A 21,315-nucleotide genomic window follows, 5' to 3' on the forward strand; every position below is an offset into this window, starting at 1 on the left:
AGGCTGCACGCATTTCAACAAGGATATTCATGAAAAAGCGTTTCGTTCTCTGTGCCCTGGCCTCCGCCTTGGCAGGTTGCAACTCCGAATACAACTTCGACGAAGTCACCAGCTACACCGGCACTGTCGGGTCGCCGCATGCGCTGTACCTGGAGCGCAAGTCGGGCGAGCGGTTGAACGGCACCGTGGTGCACAAGGTGGGTGACCGGGTGCTGCAGGCGTTCAAGGTCGAAGACGGCAAAGTGGTCGGGGAATGGAAGGAGTTCGACCAGGACGGCAAACTGCTGGTTGAAGGTCAGTTGCAGGACGGTGCGTTCGTCGGGCCCAAGAAAACCTGGTGCAAGGGCGAGTTCGCCGATCACCTGGACAACGTCATCACCCTCGAGGGCGGGCGCCGCAGCGAGCAGCACTACGACTGCGCCACAGGCTTGCAGGTCAGTGACAGCACAGAGATCCCGACCGTTGATTTCCGCAAGCGCGCGATCCGTGTCGGCACCCAACGCGAGTGGAAGGTGGTCGATGGCCAACAAAAGCTCACCTTGCTGGAAACCTTCGCCAGCGATGGTTCCGGCAAGCTCGATGGCCTGGTGGAGCACTATGACTACCAGGGCACACTGAAGGACCGCGCGACCTACAAGGCTGGCGAGCTCGACGGCGTGCGTGAGACCTGGACGTCGTTCACTGATGGCACGTCGCTGCCGGCCACAAAGGTCGAGTACAGCGCAGGTAAAAAGAACGGCCTGTACGAGGTGTACTTCATTCGCGGCTGGCCTGCCGGCACGGTGTCCGAAAAGGGCAGCTACAAGGACGACAAGCAGGCTGGTGTGTGGGTCAACTATCAGCCTGGCTCGGCCCAAGTACGTGATGTTGATAGCCCGCCAGACACCTCGCCCATGGCTATGCGCCTGTGGGACGCCGCCCAGGGCCAGGCGCGTACGTCGGACTGGGCAAAAGAGATCAAAGACCTCGACGCCTTCGCCTACCTGCTGAAAAGCGCCGGCATCAATGTCAATCAACGCCTGCATTACGAGAACAAGCCGCTGATCACCGTGGTCGCCGATAACGCCTATGACTACTTGATCTCGGTAGGCGCAGACCCGATGGGGCGGGATATCAACGGCAACACGCGCCTGATGAACTGCCTGGCGGGCAGCGACTACAGCTCGTGCAGCTTCGCGCACATGATCACCCTGGCGGGCAAGGAAGACCTGAAGGCGCACAACGTCTACGGCGACACTGCGCTGTCGGTGTTCTGCCAGCAAGCCGGCAGCCTGCAACGCCGCCGTGGCGCCGGCCAGCAGCCTGAAGCGCTGTTCCAGGCACTGCTCAAGGGCAGCGACGTCAACGCCAAGGCCTACGGCGGCGAGACGGCCCTGCATGCCTGCATGGCCCAGCGTAACCACAGCTACGCCGACGCGCTGGTCGCGGCGGGCGCTGACCTGAATGCAGCCGATGTCGATGGCACCACGCCGGTGGCCGCGGCCTTCTTCGACAGCTACAACCTGGCGGCAGCCGGGCAGCGCGTGGGCTGGTCCGAGAATGTGATCCGCTTCGCTGCCAGCTATCAGGGCAAGTCCGACTTCACCTTCGACACGCCGCTGGCGGCGTTCGGCAAATCGATTCGCCAGCTGGTGCTGGAAAACGGCGACACAGCCTCGGCGATGTTGATCGACTCCCTGGTGGGCACCGCCAAGGGTTGATTGTTTCTTTCAGGATTTACAGACAAGGATTACTTATGCGTCACTTCAAATACGTGCTGGCAGCACTGCCGTTCTGCGTACTGGCTGGCTGCGGCAACGACGCGCTGGATGGCACCTACGAGGCCACGACCAGCGTGATGGGCTACAGCGCAGGCAAGCAGACGGTCGAGTTCTCCAGCGACTACATCATTGCCGCAGGCAACAAGATCAAGGTCGACGAGTGGGAGCGCAAGGACGACGTGGTGGTAGCCCGTGATGCCAACGGTGTCGCGCTGATCAACGTCCGCGTGCTGGACGGCGGCAAGCGCCTCGAGTCGATTGGTGGCAACAACATGGCCAAGCAAGTGTTCGTGCGCGTCGACTGACCCTACCGGGCCGCTCTGCGGCCCATCGCCACTGTTTACGGCAAACGTTTAGCTTTACCGGCCTTCATTGGGGCTGCTGCGCAGCCCATCGCAGGCAAGCCAGCTCCCACAGGGTGAGCGGGGCTCTCGACAATTACGCCTTCCCTGTGGGAGCTGGCTTGCCAGCGATGGGCCGCGCAGCGGACCCATTGGGCTTAACTGACTGGCATTAGGGTAAACTCGCTCCCCCGTTCAAAACCTGACCTGAAGCAACGCCTCTTCCCCCATCCGCCACTATGCTGATCCGGGCATTCTCTCAAGCTCACTCAGACAGACACGGAGGTGTTTATGAAAGCTGCTGTCGTTGCCAAAGGGCGTCGCGTGGACGTGGTGGAGAAAACACTGCGGCCGCTGGCGCACGGTGAAGCGTTGCTGAAGATGCAGTGCTGTGGCGTTTGCCATACCGACCTGCATGTCAAGAATGGCGATTTCGGCGACAAGACGGGTGTGATTCTGGGCCACGAAGGGATTGGCGTGGTCGTGGAAGTGGGGCCGGGTGTCACGTCGCTCAAGCCGGGTGACCGGGCCAGTGTGGCGTGGTTCTTCCAGGGCTGCGGGCACTGCGAATATTGCAACAGCGGCAACGAGACCCTGTGCCGTGAGGTGAAAAACTCCGGCTACACGGTCGACGGTGGCATGGCCGAGGCGTGCATCGTGGTGGCCGACTATGCGGTTAAAGTGCCGGATGGGCTGGATTCAGCGGCCGCCAGCAGCATCACCTGCGCCGGCGTGACCACCTACAAAGCGGTGAAATCATCAAATATCCGCCCTGGGCAATGGCTGGCCATTTACGGCCTTGGCGGCCTGGGCAACCTCGCCCTGCAGTACGCCAAAAACGTCTTCAACGCCCGTGTCATTGCCATCGACGTCAACGATGATCAGCTGGCCTTCGCCCGCGAAATGGGCGCCGACCTGGTGGTCAACCCGCGCGACGAAGACGCCGCGAAAGTCATCCAGGCCAAGACCGGGGGCGCCCATGCTGCCGTGGTCACGGCAGTGGCCAAGAGCGCGTTCAACTCTGCAGTGGATGCACTGCGCGCGGGCGGTCGCCTCGTAGCTGTGGGGCTACCGCCAGAAGCCATGAGCCTGGATATTCCACGCCTGGTACTCGACGGAATCGAGGTTGTCGGTTCGCTGGTCGGCACCCGCCAAGACCTACACGAAGCCTTCGAGTTTGCCGCCCAAGGCAAGGTGGTGCCGAAGGTGACCCTGCGCCCGATCGAAGACATCAATGACATCTTCGAAGAGATGCAAGCGGGCAAGATCAAAGGCCGCATGGTGATCCAATTCGCCGATTGAAGGCTGCTGCCTGCCCAAATGAAGCCGGCCCGCGTGTGCGGGCCGTTTTCAGGGTGGGTTCAAGCCGATCGCTGGGTCCGCAACAGTAACGCCGCCACCGCGCAGCCTATCAGCGCCAGGCACGCCAGGTAGAACGCATCGCTGTAAGCCATCAGGTAGGCCTGGCGTCGAATGGTTGCCGCCACCCCCTCCAGCGCCTGCTGCTGGGCCGGCAGCCAGCTCTGCACGGTTTGGCTGATGCGCTCCTGAACGCTGGGCGCAAACACCGTCACATGCTCGTGAATGCGCTCGCTGTGGTAACGCTCGCGCGTGGCCACGATCTGCGTCAGCGCGGCAGTGCCGATGGCGCCCCCGAGGTTGCGCAGCATGGAAAACACCGCTGAAGCGGAGCCCGCTTCTCGCTTTTCCAACCCCGCTACCGCCAGTACCGACAGCGCCACCATGATGAACGGCTGGCCAATGCCGCGTACCACCGTGGATGGGATGATGACGTTGTCGGCGCTGTCGACTGTCAGGCTCGCGCCCAGCCAGCAGCCGGCAGCCATGATCAGAAAACCGCTGGCCACCATGAACTTGGCGCTGGTCCAGGCCATCAGCCGTGGCATCAATGGCGCCAGCAGCAGTTGCACTACGCCATAGGCGATCAGCGCCACCCCTACGTCGCGGGCGCTGTAGCCCTGCAGTTGGGAGAGGTAGTTGGGCACCAGGAACACCAGGCCAAAGGTAGCCCCGCCAAAGATGAACATGGCAACGCTGGCCACCCCGAAGTTGTACCGCCCCAGCAAGCGCAAGTTGATGAACGCGCGTTGGCCGTACAGCTGCGTGTAGACGAACACCACCAGCGCCAGGCCGGCGATGATTGACATGCCGACGATGAATGTCGAACCGAACCAGTCCAGCCGGCCGCCTTCTTCCAGCACGATCTGCAGGCCGCCCAGGCCAACGACCATGGCCGTGATGCCCAGCCAGTCGCCACGGCGCAACAGGGTCAGTTGCAGGGGTTTGGCCTCGATCGACCAGGCGATGGCGAGCAGCAAGGCGATACCGGGGAACAGCTGCAGGTAGAAGATCCAGCGCCACGAATAGACATCGGTCAACCAGCCGCCAATGGAAGGGCCGGCCGCTTGGGCCACGCTGTTGGCCAGGCTGAACAGGGCCATGCCCATGGCCATCTTGCTGGCGGGCAGTTCGGTGATGATCAGCTGGAAGGAGAGGGGGATCAGCACGGCGCCGGCAGCGCCCTGAATCACCCTGAGGGTGATCATCGCCTCAAGGTTGGGGGCCCACGAGCAGGCGATTGACGCCAGCAGGAAGATGAACGAACCCGTCCACATCACCCGGCGCATGGAAAACACTTCGACCAGCCAGGCCGTCAGCGGAATCATGACGATTTCCGCCACCAGGTACGCGGTGGAAATCCACGAGCCTTCCTCGAAGCTCGCGCCCAGCGAGCCGCGGATCTCGGGCAGCGCCGCGCTGGTAACGTGCACGTTCATGCCGGCCATGAAGCAGCCGAGCAGGCCGCCGAACACGGCCACCCAGGCGCGTAACGGTACGCGTTGCTCACTGCTCATCGGCAGGCTCCACGGGGCGGGTGTCGACCGTGGTCACCACCGACATGCCGGGCAGTATCTGCAGGCCGTCTGCCGGCCGGTCGAGGACGATGCGCACCGGAAAACGCTGGACGATCTTGGTGAAGTTGCCAGTGGCGTTGTCCGATGGCAGCAGCGCGAAGACGTTACCGGACGCCGGCGAGAAGCTGGCCACGTGGCCTTGCACAGGCTGGCTGGAGAAGCTGTCGACACGGACCTGCACCGGTTGTCCCGGGCGCATGTGTGCCAGCTGGGTTTCCTTGTAGTTGGCAACCACGTAGGTCTGCTGCAACGGCACCACCGCCAGCAGCGGCTGGCCAGGCACCACGTACTGCCCGGCGCGCACACGGCGCTGGCCGACCACACCGTCGATGGGCGCGCGCAGGACGGTATCCTGTGCATCCTGGTCGGCCAGCGCCTGCCGGGCCTGGGCACGGCTCAGGGCTGCTGCCCGTTGCTTGATGTCGGCATCGGCCGCCAGCGCCTGCGCCTTGGCCATCGCCAGCTGCGAGCGCTGTTCACGCAAATGTGCCTGCGCGCCTTGCAGCGCGGCACCGGCTTGCACGGCGTTGGTGTGGGCGGCTTCCAGGCGCTGCACAGTGGCTGCGTCATCGCGCACCAAGCCACGGTAACGCTGCATGTCCAGCTCGCTGCGCTGGCGCTCGGCGTTGGCACTGTGCACGGCCGCTTCAGCCTGGACGATGGCCTGCTGCTGCTGGTTGATGCGTTCGGCGGCCACTTGCTGGCCTGCCTGGGCGGCGGCCAGCGCGGCGTGCGCTTCGGCCACGCCAGCAGTGGCCTGGTCGAGGCGGGCGCGGTAGTCGCGGTGCTGCAGGCGCACCAGCACATCGCCGGCTTTGACGGCCTGGTCGTCCTCCACTTCCACCTTGGCCACATAGCCGGCCACGCGCGCGCTCAAGGCCACCCAGTCGGCGCGCACGTAAGCGTCATCGGTGGTTTCCAGGTAGCGCCCCGTGGTCAACCAGTACCCGCTGAATGCCAGCGCTGCCAGCACCGTCAGGCCACCACCGGCGTACAGCGCCAGGCGGCGACGGGTAGGCCTGGGGGCGCTGGCAACTGCCTGGGCCTGGGCCTGGTCATCGGGCAGCGGGTTCTTGCTAACGGCAACATTCATGATTGGCTTCCAGTCTCGGGGGTGGAGCGGTGCACCTGGTTTGGGGCCGGTGCTGGTGACGACTGCCAGCGCCCGCCGAGGGCGCGGAACAGGTTGATCTGGGCACGCGCCAGGCGGCCTTGGGCCTCGACGTGGCTGGCCCTGATCTGGATCAGGTCGCGCTCGCTGTCGAGCAACGCCAATGCATCAACGGTGCCTGCCTGATAGTTGCGTTGCGCAAGGGCAAAGCCACGCTCGCCTTGCGCCAGGGCCGCACCCAGGGCCAAGGCCCGTTGGCGCTCACCCTCAAGGCGCGCCAGCGCCTGGCGCACATCCTTGAGGGCCGCCAGCGCTACCCCGCGGTAATGGGCGACCTGCGCGTTTTGCAAGGCCTGGGCCTTGTTCACCCGTGCCCGGTTGGCTTTGATATTGGGGAATTCCCAGCTGATCAACGGCCCGATGGCAAACATCACCGCGCGGCTGTCACCCAGGTTGGCAAGGTGGTGGTCCGACGAGGTCAACGAGGCACCGAAGCTGACTTTCGGATACAGGTCGGCCTTGACGATATCGACTTCCAGGGCGGCAGCCTGCAGTTCGCGCTCGGCCTTGCGCACGTCGGGCCGGCGTTCGAGCAGGCGCCAGGCGTCGCCAGCGGGCAACGGCGCGGCGAGGGTCGGCATGCGCTGGCAGGTGTCAGTGTCGTCCGTGAGCGTTGTCGGGTCCTGGCCACTGAGCATGCTCAGTTTGTACAGCGCCATCTGCCGACGTGCCTCCAGCATCGGCAGCTGCGCCCGCACCTGCTCGCGCAACCCCAGCAGGCGCACGCTATCGAGCTCCGTAGCGACCCCGGCCTGCCGCTGGCGGTCGCTGAGCTGCACACTGCGCTCTAGGGTGCTCAGGGACTGCCTGGCCGCGGCGATGCGGGCACTGTACACACACTGGTCGATGTAGGCCCGGGTGGTCTGGCTGACCACGTGCAGCTGCACCAGGTCCAGGGCATCGCGGCTGGCCTCGGCCTGCACCCGCGCCCGCTCGATGGCGGCGCGCACCTGGCCCCAGACATCGACCTGGTAAGCCAGCTCGATGGCCGGGTTGAAAGCCCATTGCGACGGCGCATGGCTGTCGGTCGCCTCGGCCAGGGTCTGGTCATCGGCGCTCTTGCCATAGCTCGCGCCCATGCCAATGGAGGTGGACGGCCAGCGCCGGGCATCGAACTCGCCAATGCCGGCGAGCATGGCCTGCACATTGGCTTCGGCCTGCGCCAGGTCCTGGTTGTGCGCCAAGGCTTGCACCACCCAGGCATTGAGCTGCGGGTCGTGGTACAGCGCCCACCAGCGCGCGGGCAGCGTCTGGTCGCTGACGCCGGCAGGCAGGTGCAGTGCAGGGGTTGCCTGGTATGCAGTGGGGGGCACAGCGTTTGTGGGGTGCCCGGTGCAAGCCGTCAGCACGCCGAACAAACCGAGGGCGGCGGCGCGCCCGGCAGGGCAGGAAAGGGATCGTATTGGCATCACGCAAAGTCGTATGAGGGGTCGTGAAGCCAGCTTATCGAGGGGTAGGGTGGCCCCGCTGCCGCAAGCGGGACAACCGTGCGCGCAACTGGGACAACCTCAGCCTCGGCGGTCAGTGCGTGGGCGCGGTGCCGGTGCCGAGCACGCTGATTTGCCAGGCGCTGGGGTTGTAGCCAAGGATGCGCTTGAACATCGCGGCGAATGCGCTGGCGCTCTGGTAGCCGTGCTCCAGCGCCACGTTCAGGATTGGCTTGCCATCGGCCAGGCACTGCTGGCTGAGGATCATGCGGGTGCGGGCCCGCCACTCGCCATACGACATTCCCACCTCACGCTGAAACAACCGCGCCAGGGTGCGGGCACTCATGCTCAACTGCGCGCCACACTGCTCCAGCGTCAGGTCCTGGGCCGGGTCTTCGAGAAACCCCTCGCACCAGGCGCGCAGCCGCGCATGCTGCGGTACCGGCACATAAGCGTCGATGCGCTCGGCGGTCTCCAGTTCACGCTGGATCAGTGCCCGAACGTGCTCGCCCAGCGGCTCGTCGCGTTGCAACATCCGTGACCCCGCCAGGATCAACTCGCGCAGCAGGCCGGAGACCGCGATCACATGGCAGCGAGTCACGTGCGACCCCAGCAGCAAGGTGCGCATCGACACTTCGCCTTGCATGCGCACTTCGTGGCTCATGCCGGCTGGTATCCACAGCGCCTGCCCGCGCGGTATCACCCAGTTGCCGCCATCGCTGTACACGCGCATCACGCCGTTGGCGGCATACATCAGTTGATCTTCGGCATGGCAGTGGCTGGCAACCACTTCGCCGTGTCGGTAGTCCATTCCCAAAGCTTGCATGCCAATCTCCTCGGGCCGTGTGGGGCGAGCAGGGGTAACGATTGGATCCAATGCTATCGCAAGGCAGTCAGGCGGGGTTGCTAAGTGTTCGCGTGCAACGCAGAAATATGCGCATGAATTGCGCTCAGGGTGTAAATCGTGGCTGTTCGTGGCGGGTTGGCCAGCCCTGGTGATGCTGGACCAGGAAGTCCACGAACACCCGCACCCGTGCCGGCATCGCCGGGCCACCGACGAATACGGCGTGTATCGGCTCGCGGTCGCCGGGGTTGTAGGCTTCCAGCACGGGCACCAGTTGCCCGTTGTTGAGGTCATCGGCCACTGTGAAGGTGCCGATGCGCGCGATGCCGGCCCCCAGCCTGGCGAATTGGGCCAGTGCCTCGCCGCTGCTGCACTCCAGGTTACCGGTGACTTTCAGGGCAAAGGCCTGCCCGTCCCGGCAAAACGGCCAGTCCGCTTCAGCGCGGCGGAAGTTGAAGCGCAAACAGTTGTGGCGGGCCAGGTCTTCAGGTGCCACGGGGGTACCGCAGCGTTGCAGGTAGTCGGGCGAGGCGACGATCACTTGGCCGGTGTCGCCAATGTAGCGGGCGCTCAGCGAGCTGTCCGGCAGGTGGCCGAAACGCAGCGCGACATCGGCCTGGCCGCCGGCGATGTCGACCACTTCGTCGCTGAGCGTAAGATCGACCAGCACTTGCGGGTACAGGGCGCTGAACTGCGCCAGCAAAGGCACCACCGTCAGTCGCGCATGGCCCAGTGCGGCACTGACTCGCAGCCGGCCCCGCGGTACACCTTGGTCGGTGATGGCATCCTCGACCTCATCCAGGTCGGCCAGGATGCGCCGTGCGCCGCGCAGGTAGGCGTCGCCCTCTGGGGTCAGCGTGATGGCGCGGGTGGTGCGCAACAGCAGGCGAGTGCCTAGGCGCTGCTCGGTACGCGCGATGATCCGGCTGACCGCCGACGGCGTCAGCCCCAGCGCCCGCGCCGCCGCAGACAAGCTGCCTTCTTGCGCCACCTTGGCAAAAATCTCCATCTCTCCAGACCTTCCGGTGAAGTCCATTTGTGCCTCATGCGCAAAGGTGGTTGGCAAAAATGCAGACTAGTGCCCGCATGAAACGGATCGTAGCATTTAAGGCACAGATAAGGAGCCGTTTCATGCGCATCAATCCACCCCTCGTCGCACTCGCCATCGGTGCCTTTGGCATCGGCGTCACCGAGTTCGCCCCCATGGGCATGTTGCCCAGTATTGCCACTGACCTTGGCGTGTCGATCCCCGCAGCCGGGCTGCTGGTCAGTGCCTACGCTCTCGGCGTGCTGATCGGTGCCCCGCTGATGACCTTGGCCACCGGCAGGGTGCCACGGCGTTACCTGCTGATCGGGCTGATGGCCATTTTCACCCTGGGTAACCTGATGTCGGCCCTGGCGACCGACTACGCCAGCCTGATGGTTGCCCGCGTGGTGACCTCGCTCAACCATGGCGCGTTCTTTGGCATTGGCTCGATCGTCGCGGCCAGCGTGGTGCCCCCTGAAAAACGGGCAGGGGCCGTGGCGGCCATGTTCATGGGGCTGACACTGGCGACCATCGGCGGTGTGCCGCTGGCCACCTGGTTTGGCGAATTGCTGGGGTGGCGTACGGCCTTCTGGGGCATTGCGGGCCTGGGGCTGATTGCGATGACGACACTGTGGTACGCACTGCCTAATGTGCCGCTGCCGAAAAGCGATGGGGTGATGGCCGAGATCCGCGTGCTGGGCCGTGGCCCGGTACTGGCGGCGCTGGCACTGACCGTGGTGGGTTCCAGTGCGATGTTTACCGTCTTTACCTACATTGCGCCAATCCTGCACAGTGAAGCCCAGGCCTCCACACCGTTCATCACCGCCATGCTGGTGTTGTTCGGTATTGGCCTGACGCTGGGCAACGTGTGGGGTGGCAAGGCGGCGGACCGTTCGGTTGAACGCACGCTGATCGTCTCGTTGGCGGTGCTGATTGCCGTGTTGCTGGTGTTCCCGCTGTTGATGCCCTGGGCACTGCCTACCGCACTGGCGGTGCTGGTGTGGGGCGCTGCCAGTTTTGCCCTGGTACCGCCGCTGCAGATGCGCGTGATGGAGGCCGCCAAGGAGGCGCCCAACCTAGCGTCTGCGGTGAATATCGGGGCGTTCAACCTGGGCAATGCGATCGGTGCCGCGCTGGGTGGCGCGGTGATCAATGCAGGGTTGGGTTACCCGGCGATTTCCCTGGCGGGTGCGTTGATGGCGGGGTTGGGCCTGGTGATGGTGTTGCTGTTTGCCTGGCGCTCGCGGGCCGTCCAGGCCTCACCGCTGGCCACGCTTTAAGGGTGTAGGAGCAGCCTTGCGCTGCGAAGAGGCCGGTGGCAACACCGTGGATCTTCGCTGCGGGTACGGGCCTCTTCGCAGCACAAGGCTGCTCCTACCTCAATCGCGCCTGCCGCTAGTACGCAGCGTCCAGTGCAATCTCCACCCCTTCAAATTCCGCCATCGCATCGCGCATCGCTTCGCAAAAATACGCCCGCGAAGCCCGGTCAAACAGCAGTTGCAAGGCAGGCACCGCTTCACGCCCGACATTCACCACGATCACATTGATCCGCGCCGCCGATGTCTGCGCCACGGCCCCGACCGGGAACGCCTGGGTACGCAGGTCAACCCCGCATAGCTTGGCCATCACCGCGCTGCAATGCTGCCCCGACAGCTGCAGCCAGGCGTGGCTGTCCTGGCGCGGCAGCAGGTAGTTGCGCTGGGCCTCCTGCACCCAGTCGGCCTCTTCGGCGGCAATCCGCGCCCCTTGGTCGGCGAAACTGCCCAGCAGCAGGTATTCGGTGGCCGACAGCCGCGCCACCCAGCTACCGTCGTCCTGGCGCAGCGCCTGGTTGGGCTGTGGCGGCAAACGATAGCCGCGTGCTTGCAGGTAGGCCGCGCTGTCGGCGCCACGAAAACCCACCCGCGCCAGGTCGGTCAGGTCGGTCAGCGCGCAGGTCAGCAGTGGCTCGGCCTGTGGCTGGGGAGAGAAGCACTGTTCTGTCTTCAGGCTAGTCATGGCTCACAGCTCCTGGCGCAGGTTGTCGGGATCATGGAAGGGCAGTTGCACCACCTTGGCATTGACCATCACACCGCCCTCCACGCGGATTGGGATGTGCATGCCGGGGGTGGCTTGGTGGGCGCCGGCGTAAGCCAGGCCGATGATCTGACCCAGGGTTTGCGAGTACTCGCACGAGGTGACGTTGCCACTGATGTCCGGGCCGTCCAGTACCAGGTGGCCTTCCAGTGGCTGCGGGCTGCCCTTGGGCAGCGTGAACCCGACCAGCTTGCGCTTGAGCGGCTGCGCTTCGAGGATCTCGATCGAGCGCTTGCCGACGAAGAACGGTTTCTTGCGGCCGATCGCCCACTGCATGTCGATTTCGGCGGGGTGGGTCATGCCATCGGTGTCCTGGCTGATGATCACATGGCCTTTTTCCAGCCGCAGCAGGCGCTGGGTCTCGACCCCGAACGGGCGAATGCCCAGCCCGGCGCCTGCTTGCATCAAGGCGTCCCACAGGCGTTCGGCATGGCGTGCCGGCACATGGATTTCATAGCCCAGCTCGCCGACGAAACCGACCCGCAGGATGCGCGCCGAAATACCCGCCACCTTGCCCAGGCGTACGCCCAGGTAAGGGAAGGCCGCGGCCGACAGTTCCACCCCTTCGCACACCTTGGCCAGCACCTGGCGCGACAAGGGGCCAGCCAGGTTGACGGCGGCCAGGGCGGCGGTGACGTTGGTGATGTCGACGTCCAGGCGCCACTGCGCGTTCCACTTGAGCATCTGCTGGTAGATGCGGTCGACGCCACTGGTGGTGGCGCTGACATAGAAGTGCTGCTCGGCCAGGCGTGCGCAGACGCCGTCATCGATCACCACGCCGTGCTCGTTGGTCATCAGTGCATAGCGGGTGCGGCCGATCGCCAGTTTGGCGAAGCCGAAGGTGTATAAGCGCTCGAGCAGCTCGGCCGCGTCCGGGCCGCGCACGTCGAGGCCGCCGAGGGTGGAGACGTCGATCAGCCCGACCTTCTCGCGCACATGCCGCGCTTCTTCCTGCATGCAGCGTTCGCGGTCCTCGGGTTTGCCGTAGAAGGCCGGGCGGTGCCAGATGCCGGCGGGCATCATTTTCGCGCCTGCTTGCAGGTGGCGGCGGTGCATCGGTGTTTGCCGATAGGGGTCGAATGCGCGGCCCGCCACATGGGCCAGTTTCTCGGCCTGGAACGGTGGCCGTGCTGTGGTCACGCCGGTTTCGCTGATGCTGCGGCCCGTGGCCTGGGCCACTAAGCGCGCGGTGGGCAGCGCCGAGTGACGGCCTTGGGACGGGCCCATGCCGACCGTGGAAAAGCGTTTGACCAGTTGCACATCGCGATAGCCGCTGCGGGTGGCGTTGACGATATCGCGCACCTGCAAGTCTTCGTCGAAGTCGACAAAATCCTTGCCCTTGGGGTGCGGGAAGATCGGCCACGGATGATTGACCTTGGCCTCTGCGACGAAGCTTGCCTGCGCAGGGGCCTCCAGGCCAAGCGCCGCCAGGGCCTGGCTAGCTGCGCGTGTGGCGTCCGTGAGCACATTGCTTAGCACATGCCGGCCGTTCACCGAGCCTGCGATATCCAGCCCGGCCGGCAGGTTACTGAGGGCGAACTCGTCGCGGTTGACGTCATAGGCCAGCTTGCCGCCAGCCTGGCACAGCAGTTGGTACACCGGCATGTAGCCGGCCGACATGCACAGCAGGTCGCAAGCCAGGCGCAGGCCATGGTCGCCGACCTTGCCCTGGCCGGTGATCGGGCGGATATCGACGCCAGTCACATGGCGCATGCCCTTGTCGTGCAGGGCTTCATAGACGGTGCTGCCCAGATGAATGGGGATATCACGCCGTTTCAATTCGGCAGCCAGCGCGGCATCGGCGGGCGCGGCGCGCATGTCCACCAGGGCGGCAATGGCCACACCTTGCTCCTGCAGGTCGAGCGCGGCCAGGTAGCCGTCATCGTGCCCCGTGAGGATCACCGCCCGTTGCCCCGGCTTGACCGCGTAGAGCTTCATCAGCCGTTGCGCGGCGCTGGTCAGCATCACCCCGGGCAAGTCGTTGTTGCGAAACACCACCGGCTGGTCGAACGAACCCGCCGCCACCAGGCAGCGCGTGGCGCGTACCTTGTACAGGCGCTTGTGCTGTATCACCGGCAGGTAGTTGTCGGTGAACCAGCCGTTGCAGGTGGCTTTCAGCAGCACCTGGATGTTCGGGTGCCCCTCGATAGCGGCCAGCAGCTCCTGGCGCAGGCTGGCAGCGCGGGTGCCGGCAATGTCGAAACGGGCGTAGGTGAGCGAGCCACCCAGCACCGGTTGCTGCTCGATCAGCAGCACCTTGGCCCCGGCGTTGGCCGCGTCCAGCGCGGCGCGCAAACCGGCAGGGCCGCCGCCGATCACCGCCACATCGACGAACAGATAGGCCTTGTCGTAGTACTGCGGCTTGAAGCCGAGGTCCAGCACGCCGAGGCCGGCCTTCTTGCGAATCAGCGGCTCCCAGACCTTCCACATGCCCTTGGGCTTGTAGAACGAGCGGTAATAGAAACCGACCGGCATGAACCGCGAAAACGTGCCCAGGTAGGCGTCGCGGTCGTGTTCCAGGCTGCCGTTGAAGTTCTGCCCCTCGACCACCTGCCCATCACGCGCCGCCTCCATGTCGGCCAGCACGTTGGGTTCGTCGGGCAGTTGCACCAGGGTGTTGGCATCCTGCCCGGCGAGGCTCAGCGGGCCACGTGGGCGGTGGTACTTGAACGAGCGCGACAGCAACCAGCGGCCGTTGCCGAGCAGGGCGCTGGCGATACTGTCACCGGCAAAGCCCTGGCAGGCCTGGCCATCGAAGTTGAAACGCAGGGGCCGCTCGCGGTCGATCAACAGGCCCATGGGCGCGGGGAGGCGAGTGTGGCTGTTCATCCGGCGATCTCCGGGGTGGCGGCGGGGGTGAAGTCGACGCGGCGGTCGAACCGTTCTTTCGGGTCGAAGGTGCGCAGCACCTGGTCGCTGACGGTGTGGCGCTCGGCCAGGAACCAGTAGCTGGAGGCGTTGTGCAGCCACCACTCGATGACCACACCGGCGTGGTTGTCGCTGTTGAATACGTAGTCGGCCCATTCGGCATCGCTGCAGGCGGCCGGGTCGGGCATGTGCTTGAACTCGCCGCCGTAGGTGAATTCGCTGATGTTGCGCGGGCCGTTCAAGGGGCAGGTCAGGATCTTCATCGTGCGTTCCTTTCAGTGGCTGGCGGCGGTCGCGCCCATTTCGTTGACTTGCTGGAAGCGGCTGAAGCGCTCCAGGGCGAAGGGCGCGATCATCTCTGGCACCTTGCCGCCACTGGCGACCAGCTCGGCCATGGTCTTGCCGCAAATTGGCGTGGCCTTGAAACCCCAGGTACCCCAGCCGGCGTCCAGGTAGTAGTTGTCGACCGGCGACAGGCCCATGATCGGGCTGTAGTCCGGCGTCATGTCGGTCATCCCGGCCCATTGGCGCATCAGCTTGGCGTTGGCCATGAACGGGAACATCTCGATGGCTTGGGCCAGTAGGCTTTCCTTCAAATCGAGGGTGGAGCGGGTGTTGTACAACGGGTAGGGGTCGGAGCCGCCGCCGAAGACGATCTCGCCACGGCTGGTCTGCTGCACGTAGCAGTGCAGTGCTGACGAGCTGACCAGCGGATCGAGAAACGGTTTGAACGGCTGGGTGACCATGGCCTGCAGCGGGTAGGTGTGGATCGGCGCACGGATGCCGGCCTTGGCCATCAACAGCGAACTGGCCCCGGCCACGGCCTGCACCACGCAGCCGCACTGCACCGTGCCGCGGTTGGTCTTCACCGCTTCGATGCGGCCATTGCGGATCAGCAGGTCCTGCACCTCGGTCAGTTGATGAATCTCGACCCCGCGCTTGGCGGCCTGCTTGGCGTAGCCCCAGGCCACCGCGTCGTGGCGTGCGGTGGCGCCGTCGATGTGCCACAGCCCGGCCAGCACCGGCAGGTGGCCGGGGTCGAGGTTCAGGCTCGGCACCAGTTCGCGGATCTGCTGGCGGTCGATCATCTCGGTGCGCCCGCCAAAGTGCTTGTTGACCTCGGCACGCTGGCGGAAGGCGCGCACGGTGGCGTCGGTGTGCGCCAGGGTCAGCTGGCCGCGCTCGGAGTACATGATGTTGAAGTCGAACTCGTTGGACAGGTTCTGGAACATCCGCACCGATTCTGCGTAAAAGCGCACGCCTTCACTGGTGAGGTAGTTGGAGCGAATCACCGCCGTGTTGCGTGCGGTATTGCCGCCGCCCAGGTAGGCCTTTTCCAGCACCGCGACGTTGGTGATGCCATGGTACTTGGCCAGGTAGTAGGCGATGGCCACGCCGTGGCCGCCGCCGCCGATAATCACTACGTCGTAGCGCGGTTTGAGTTCGCAGGGTGGCGGCAGGTCGACCTCCACCGGGTAGTCGGCGCTCAGGCCGTATTTCAGCAGGGCGAAAGGCATGCGGTGCGCTCCTGTTGGGCGGCCTGTTGTTGCAGGTCGAGGGCGAGCAGGGTGTTTTTCATCAGGTAGGCGATGGTCATCGGGCCGACGCCACCGGGCACTGGGGTGATGCCGGCGACCTGGGGCAGGGCGGCGGCAAAATCGACGTCGCCGACCAAGCGGCTGCGGCCGTCTTCATCGATGCGGTTGATGCCGACGTCGATCACCACTGCGCCGGGCTTGAGCCAGTCGGCGCCGATCAGGCGCGGCTTGCCCACCGCAGCAACGAGGATGTCGGCCTGGCGGCACAACGCCGGCAGGTCGTGGCTGCGCGAGTGCACCACGGTCACCGTGCAGTCGGCTTGCAGCAGCAGGGCGGCCATGGGTTTGCCGACAATGTTCGAACGCCCCACCACCACCGCATGCTTGCCGCGCAACTCACCGCAAGCATCGCGCAACAGGCGCATGCAGCCACTGGGGGTGCAGGGGGTGAGCACGTCGCGGCCCTGGGCCAGGCCGCCGACGTTCTCGCTGTGGAAGCCGTCCACGTCCTTGAGCGGGCTGATGGCTTGCAGCACGCGGTGCGCGTCGATGTGTGCCGGCAAGGGCAGTTGCACGAGGATGCCGTTGACCGCGTTGTCACGGTTGAGCCGGTCGATCAGGGTCAGCAGGTGGGCTTGAGACGTGTCTGCCGGCAGGCGATGTTCCAGGGAGCGGATGCCCACTTCCTCGGCGCGCAGCACCTTGTTGCGTACATACACCTGGCTGGCGGCGTCGGCGCCTACCAGCACCACGGCCAGGCCTGGTTGCACACCGCCCTGGCGCAGGGTGTGCACCTGCTCACGGACCTCGGCCAGCACCCGCGCCGCCGTGGCCTTGCCGTCGATCAGCTTGACGCTGGGGAGGGCGTTCATTTGAAGATCACCGTGCGGTCGTGGTTGAGGAACACCCGGTGTTCCAGGTGGTACTTCACCGCACGCGACAGGGCGATGGTCTCGGTGTCACGGCCGATGGCTACCAGGTTGTCAGGGGCGTAGGCGTGGTCCACGCGCTGCACTTCCTGCTCGATGATCGGCCCTTCGTCGAGGTCGCTGGTGACGTAGTGTGCGGTGGCGCCGATCAGCTTGACCCCGCGTTGGTAAGCCTGGTGGTAAGGCTTGGCCCCTTTGAAACCGGGCAGGAACGAATGGTGAATATTGATCGCCCGGCCCGACAGTTGCCGGCACAGGTCGTCGGAGAGGATTTGCATGTAGCGCGCCAGCACCACCAGCTCGGTGCCGGTGTCCTCGACGATGCGCATCAGTGCGGCCTCCTGCTCGGCCTTGGTTTCTTTGGTTACTGGCAGGTAGACGAAACGGATGCCCTGGCGTTCGGCCATGGGGCGCAGGTCCAGGTGGTTGGAAACCACGGCAGTGATGTGCATGTCCAGTTCGCCCTTGGCGTGGCGGTAGAGCAGGTCGGACAGGCAGTGGTCGAACTTGCTGACCATCAGCAACACACGCATCGGCCGGGCGCTGCTGTGCAGGCTCCATTGCATGTCGAAGCGCTGGGCGACGTCGGCAAAGCCCGCTTCCAGTTGCGGTGTGTCACCGCTGACACCGGTGTTGTAGCGGAACACGGCGCGCATGAAGAAGCGGCCATTGTCCTCGTCGTCGAACTGCGCCATCTCGCTGATGTAGCAACCTTGCTCGGCCAGGTAGGTGGTCACCGCGGCGACGATGCCGGACACGGCCGGGCAACTGACGCGCAGGATGAAATGATCGGGAGCGGGATGCATGTCGGGGCCTCGTGGTGGAGTGGGGCAGGTCGGGCACAAGGGCAAAGGGATTCGCGGGATGGCGAAGGGTGTTTCTTGGTAGGAATATAAATTTCCTTTAGGCGATTTATAGGCGAAGTGATGGGTTGAGGTCTAGCGCTTTGTGAATTTTTTTTGCCTGATAGGAAATAAAGTGAATTTTGAGGCACTGGGACTGCTGTGCAGCTCATCGCCGGCAAGCCGGCTCCCACAGGAACCGCGCATTCTCGTGGGAGCTGGCTTGCCGGCGATGGGGCGCGCAGCGGCCCTTTTGGCCCTAACAGGTTCGAATTGGGGCTTGATGGCGAAGAAGGCTATGCTTGCCCCATGAGCACACCACCCAACCTTCGCCAACCGTGCCCCCCTGGCGCCTGTAACTGCGGCCGCGAGCACCTGGCCGAGCAGCCGTCAGCGGCGCAGCGCATCCTCCTGCTCACGCGGCAGGAGGAGAAGCGCCTGCTCGAGCGGTTGGAGAACCTCAAAGACCTGGATGACCTGCAGCGCCTGCAACAGCGGATGTATGAAAACCTTGGCATCCGTGTGCACATTGCCCCGGGGTTCAATGAGGTGCGGACCATGCGCGGGATTGTCATCGAGCTGGATGAACAACCGGGGCTTTGCCGCAAGACCCGGCAGTTGATACCGGCGGCGATTCGGCGGGGGTTGGAGCGTAATCCGCAGGTGGCTTATCGGTTGTTGGATGACCATGACTTGCTGCGGGGGGCGTGAGGGGATGGGTGACAGGGCATGTCATGCCGCCAACCAACCCCCTAATTTTTCCGCACCGCCTTACGTCTACTTGAGAACCGTCCTACGCCAAGCGCGTACCGGCACCTATCACTCAAGGAGACAGGCAATGACTTCCGTATTCGACCGCGACGATATCCAGTTCCAGGTAGTGGTCAACCACGAAGAGCAGTACTCGATCTGGCCCGACTACAAGGCAATCCCCAATGGCTGGCGAGCAGTAGGCAAGAGCGGCCTGAAGAAAGACTGCCTGGCCTACATCGACGAGGTCTGGACCGACATGCGCCCGCTGAGCCTGCGCCAGAAGATGGCCGAAGCCGCAGCGCAGTGACCTCGATGAACCTGCTGTGCCTGCCGTATTCCGGGGCCAGCGCCATGGTTTACAGCCGCTGGCGGCGCAAGCTGCCGGCCTGGTTGCAGGTGCGGCCGGTGGAGCTGCCTGGGCGCGGTGCGCGCATGGGCGAACCGCTGCAGACCGACATGCAGGCACTTGCGCGGCAATTGGCGGCCGAGCAACGCCTGGCCGCCAGCGCGCCGTATGCCTTGCTCGGTCATAGCCTGGGCGCGCTGCTGGCCTTCGAGCTGGCCCATGAGCTACAGGCGCTGGGGTGTGCGCCGCCGTTGGCGTTGTTCGCCTGCGGCACCGCCGCCCCCACCCGGCGCGAAGACTACGAGGGTAAGAATTGGCGCGACCCAAAGCGCGACGATGAGCTTATCAGCGAATTGCGCGAACTCAACGGTACGCCAGAGGAAGTGCTGGGCAATGCCGAGTTGATGAGCCTGACCTTGCCGATCCTGCGCGCCGACTTTTTGCTGTGCGGCCGCTATGCCTATCGTCAGCGGCCAGCGTTGCAATGCCCGCTGCACGTGCTGGGCGGCGAAGACGACCGGGCCAGCGAGGAGCAACTGCTGGCCTGGCGCAAGGAAACCCTGGGCGACTTTTCGTTGGAAATATTCCCCGGCAGCCACTTCTTCATCCACGAACACGAAGACCGTGTGCTCGGCGTGCTGGCCGCGTCGCTTGAGCCACATCGGCTTTCGGCCTGATTGACGTCACCGCTTGCCTGGGGGAGGCTAGGCCTTTTCCCAGGCAAGGGGCAGACAATGCTGATCGATCCACACAAGGCCACGCTGCTGGTCGTCGACATCCAGGAAAAACTCATCGGCGCCATGAGCGACCCCGAAGGCACTCGGGCGCGAGCGCGCTGGTTGCTGGCGGCGACTGCGGAGCTGGAACTGCCGACGGTCATTTCCGAACAGTACCCCAAAGGGCTTGGCCCTACCTTGGCGGAACTGACCGCTGCAGCGCCTGCTGCCCAGGTAGTGGAAAAAAGCCATTTCTCCTGTGTGGCCGCCGAGTGCTTGCCGGCCAGTTTGATGGGACGTGAGCAGGTGATCGTCTGCGGTATGGAGACCCACGTCTGTGTGCTGCAAACTGTGCTCGGCCTGCTGGCGTTGGGCAAGCAGGTGTTCGTGGTCGAGGATGCCTGTGACAGCCGCACCGCAGCCAGCAAGGCCGCGGGCCTGGCGCGCATGCGCGCAGCCGGGGCGCACATCGTCACCCGTGAGATGGTGCTGTTCGAACTGATGGGCAGTGCCAGCCACCCGCAGTTCCGCCATATCAGCAAGACCTACCTGGTCGGTGAGCAGCCCTGAACGCGCGGTTACTGGCGACGGCCCTGATGGCCCTGGCGCTGCTGCAAGGCTGCGCGGGGCGTCGCGAAGAAGAGCCTGAAGCGGACCCGGCCAAGGTGCGCGCCCAACTGATGCGCTTATTACCCGCGCAAGCCAAAGACCGTGCAGGCTGGGCCAAGGACATTCAACAGGCCTTCGAAGCCCAGCGCATTGCGCCTAGCAAAAGCAACCTGTGCGCGGTACTGGCAGTGACCGAGCAGGAGTCGACCTTCAACGCCGACCCACAGGTGCCCAACCTCGGGCGCATCGCTCGCGACGAAATCGACCGTCGCGCCGCGCGCCTGCACATTCCCCGCCTGCTGGTGGATGGCGCGCTGAAGACGCCTTCCGGCAACGGCCAGAGCTACCAGCAGCGGCTGCTGGCCGTGCGCAGCGAGAAGCAACTGAGTGCGCTGTACGACGAAGTCATCGCCCGCCTGCCACTGGGCAAGACCTTGCTGGGTGGGCTCAACCCGGTGCACACCGGCGGGCCGATGCAGGTCAGCATCGACTTCGCCGAAAAGCACGCCAAGGACTACCCCTACAGCTATGAAGGCACGATCCGCCAGGAAGTGTTCAGCCGCCGTGGCGGCCTGTATTTCGGCATTGCTCACCTGCTGGGCTACCCGGCGCATTACGATCGCCAGCTGTACCGCTTCGCTGATTTCAATGCAGGCTGGTACGCCAGCCGCAATGCGGCGTTCCAGGCGGCGCTGAGCAAGGTGACGGGCACCAGCCTGGCGCTGGATGGCGACCTGATTGCCCCCGGCGCGATCATGCCCGGTACCACCGAGCTGGCGGCGCGCAAATTGGGGGTGAAGCTGGGTTTGCGCAACCCACAGATTCGCAGCCAGTTGGAGTCGGGTGACAGCCTGGCCTTTGAAGACAGCAAGCTGTACAGCGGTGTGTTCGAGCTGGCGGATGCGGCGGGAGGTAAACCGGTGGCGCGTGCGGTCTTGCCGGGGATCGAGCTGAAGAGCCCGAAGATTACCCGTAAGCTCACCACCGCGTGGTTTGCGGGCAGGGTGGATGAGCGGTACCAGCGGTGCATGAAGCGCTGAATGTCGATGGCCTGTGCCGGCCTCTTCCCGGCCAGGCCCGTCACCGACGGAGACCTGTGGGAGCGGGTTTACCCGCGAAGAGGCCAGTACAG

The 21,315-nt window shown here is 64.9% G+C and carries 20 protein-coding genes; 9 read left to right on the forward strand and 11 right to left on the reverse strand.

What is annotated here, in order from left to right:
- Positions 1-29: 29 nt before the first annotated feature.
- The 3 genes from HU764_RS08885 to adhP all read left to right on the forward strand — a co-directional run bounded on the left by HU764_RS08885 (position 30) and on the right by adhP (position 3,403).
- Positions 30-1,700, forward strand: a complete 1,671-nt coding sequence (locus HU764_RS08885) for a hypothetical protein (RefSeq protein WP_186679875.1) — start codon at positions 30-32, stop codon at positions 1,698-1,700.
- A gap of 35 nt (positions 1,701-1,735) precedes the next feature.
- Positions 1,736-2,065 carry a hypothetical protein gene (locus HU764_RS08890; protein ID WP_027596171.1) on the forward strand — a complete coding sequence of 110 codons (330 nt, stop codon included), beginning with the start codon at positions 1,736-1,738 and terminating at the stop codon, positions 2,063-2,065.
- Positions 2,066-2,392: 327 nt separating this feature from the next.
- Positions 2,393-3,403 (forward strand): alcohol dehydrogenase AdhP, encoded by a 1,011-nt coding sequence (gene adhP, locus HU764_RS08895; protein ID WP_099428906.1) that lies wholly within the window; start codon positions 2,393-2,395, stop codon positions 3,401-3,403.
- A gap of 59 nt (positions 3,404-3,462) precedes the next feature.
- On the opposite strand, the gene HU764_RS08900 is transcribed toward adhP, so the two are convergent.
- From HU764_RS08900 to HU764_RS08920, 5 genes are all read right to left on the reverse strand, one after another.
- Positions 3,463-4,977 carry a DHA2 family efflux MFS transporter permease subunit gene (locus tag HU764_RS08900; protein ID WP_186703214.1) on the reverse strand — a complete coding sequence of 505 codons (1,515 nt, stop codon included), beginning with the start codon at positions 4,975-4,977 and terminating at the stop codon, positions 3,463-3,465.
- Complete coding sequence (locus HU764_RS08905) at positions 4,967-6,130, reverse strand: HlyD family secretion protein (RefSeq protein WP_186703213.1); 1,164 nt, start codon at positions 6,128-6,130, stop codon at positions 4,967-4,969. Before HU764_RS08905 ends, HU764_RS08900 begins: the two co-directional genes overlap by 11 nt.
- Positions 6,127-7,617: an efflux transporter outer membrane subunit gene (locus tag HU764_RS08910; protein ID WP_186703212.1), complete on the reverse strand. Its 1,491-nt coding sequence runs from the start codon at positions 7,615-7,617 to the stop codon at positions 6,127-6,129. The genes HU764_RS08905 and HU764_RS08910 overlap by 4 nt, the downstream gene beginning before the upstream one ends.
- 112 nt (positions 7,618-7,729) lie before the next feature.
- Positions 7,730-8,461: an AraC family transcriptional regulator gene (locus HU764_RS08915; protein ID WP_186679847.1), complete on the reverse strand. Its 732-nt coding sequence runs from the start codon at positions 8,459-8,461 to the stop codon at positions 7,730-7,732.
- 124 nt (positions 8,462-8,585) lie between these two features.
- Positions 8,586-9,515 carry a LysR family transcriptional regulator gene (locus HU764_RS08920; RefSeq protein ID WP_186703211.1) on the reverse strand — a complete coding sequence of 310 codons (930 nt, stop codon included), beginning with the start codon at positions 9,513-9,515 and terminating at the stop codon, positions 8,586-8,588.
- 95 nt (positions 9,516-9,610) lie between these two features.
- On the opposite strand from HU764_RS08920, the gene HU764_RS08925 reads away from it, so the two are divergent.
- Complete coding sequence (locus HU764_RS08925; protein WP_186703210.1) at positions 9,611-10,786, forward strand: MFS transporter; 1,176 nt, start codon at positions 9,611-9,613, stop codon at positions 10,784-10,786.
- 115 nt (positions 10,787-10,901) lie between these two features.
- Here HU764_RS08925 and HU764_RS08930 read toward each other — a convergent pair whose 3' ends face one another.
- The 6 genes from HU764_RS08930 to purU are packed head-to-tail and all read right to left on the reverse strand — an operon-like array spanning position 10,902 to position 17,723.
- On the reverse strand, positions 10,902-11,504 hold the full coding sequence (locus HU764_RS08930) for a sarcosine oxidase subunit gamma (RefSeq protein WP_027596180.1): 603 nt from the start codon (positions 11,502-11,504) through the stop codon (positions 10,902-10,904).
- A 3-nt stretch (positions 11,505-11,507) separates the two neighbouring features.
- The gene (locus HU764_RS08935) at positions 11,508-14,411 is read right to left on the reverse strand and encodes a 2Fe-2S iron-sulfur cluster-binding protein (RefSeq protein ID WP_186703209.1); all 2,904 of its coding nucleotides are present in this window, start codon (positions 14,409-14,411) and stop codon (positions 11,508-11,510) included.
- A complete protein-coding gene (locus HU764_RS08940; protein WP_186679833.1) occupies positions 14,408-14,713 on the reverse strand; it encodes a sarcosine oxidase subunit delta in 306 nt (101 codons plus the stop codon). The genes HU764_RS08935 and HU764_RS08940 overlap by 4 nt, the downstream gene beginning before the upstream one ends.
- A 12-nt stretch (positions 14,714-14,725) precedes the next feature.
- Positions 14,726-15,967, reverse strand: a complete 1,242-nt coding sequence (locus HU764_RS08945; RefSeq protein WP_186679831.1) for an FAD-dependent oxidoreductase — start codon at positions 15,965-15,967, stop codon at positions 14,726-14,728.
- On the reverse strand, positions 15,949-16,860 hold the full coding sequence (folD, locus tag HU764_RS08950; RefSeq protein WP_027596183.1) for a bifunctional methylenetetrahydrofolate dehydrogenase/methenyltetrahydrofolate cyclohydrolase FolD: 912 nt from the start codon (positions 16,858-16,860) through the stop codon (positions 15,949-15,951). The genes HU764_RS08945 and folD overlap by 19 nt, the downstream gene beginning before the upstream one ends.
- Entirely contained in the window at positions 16,857-17,723 is an 867-nt protein-coding gene (gene purU / locus HU764_RS08955) for a formyltetrahydrofolate deformylase (RefSeq protein ID WP_027596184.1), read from the reverse strand. Before purU ends, folD begins: the two co-directional genes overlap by 4 nt.
- A 345-nt stretch (positions 17,724-18,068) precedes the next feature.
- On the opposite strand from purU, the gene HU764_RS08960 reads away from it, so the two are divergent.
- The 5 genes from HU764_RS08960 to HU764_RS08980 all read left to right on the forward strand — a co-directional run bounded on the left by HU764_RS08960 (position 18,069) and on the right by HU764_RS08980 (position 21,223).
- Positions 18,069-18,470: a hypothetical protein gene (locus tag HU764_RS08960; RefSeq protein ID WP_186679829.1), complete on the forward strand. Its 402-nt coding sequence runs from the start codon at positions 18,069-18,071 to the stop codon at positions 18,468-18,470.
- Between the two features lie 127 nt (positions 18,471-18,597).
- Positions 18,598-18,819 carry an MbtH family protein gene (locus tag HU764_RS08965; RefSeq protein WP_003256222.1) on the forward strand — a complete coding sequence of 74 codons (222 nt, stop codon included), beginning with the start codon at positions 18,598-18,600 and terminating at the stop codon, positions 18,817-18,819.
- Positions 18,816-19,535 (forward strand): alpha/beta fold hydrolase, encoded by a 720-nt coding sequence (locus HU764_RS08970; protein ID WP_186679826.1) that lies wholly within the window; start codon positions 18,816-18,818, stop codon positions 19,533-19,535. The genes HU764_RS08965 and HU764_RS08970 overlap by 4 nt, the downstream gene beginning before the upstream one ends.
- Positions 19,536-19,592: 57 nt before the next feature.
- A complete protein-coding gene (locus tag HU764_RS08975) occupies positions 19,593-20,144 on the forward strand; it encodes a hydrolase (RefSeq protein ID WP_027596187.1) in 552 nt (183 codons plus the stop codon).
- Positions 20,145-20,170: 26 nt separating this feature from the next.
- Positions 20,171-21,223 carry a DUF1615 domain-containing protein gene (locus HU764_RS08980; RefSeq protein ID WP_085273126.1) on the forward strand — a complete coding sequence of 351 codons (1,053 nt, stop codon included), beginning with the start codon at positions 20,171-20,173 and terminating at the stop codon, positions 21,221-21,223.
- Positions 21,224-21,315 lie beyond the last annotated feature (92 nt).

Source organism: Pseudomonas kermanshahensis, from assembly GCF_014269205.2.
Lineage (GTDB): Bacteria > Pseudomonadota > Gammaproteobacteria > Pseudomonadales > Pseudomonadaceae > Aquipseudomonas > Aquipseudomonas kermanshahensis.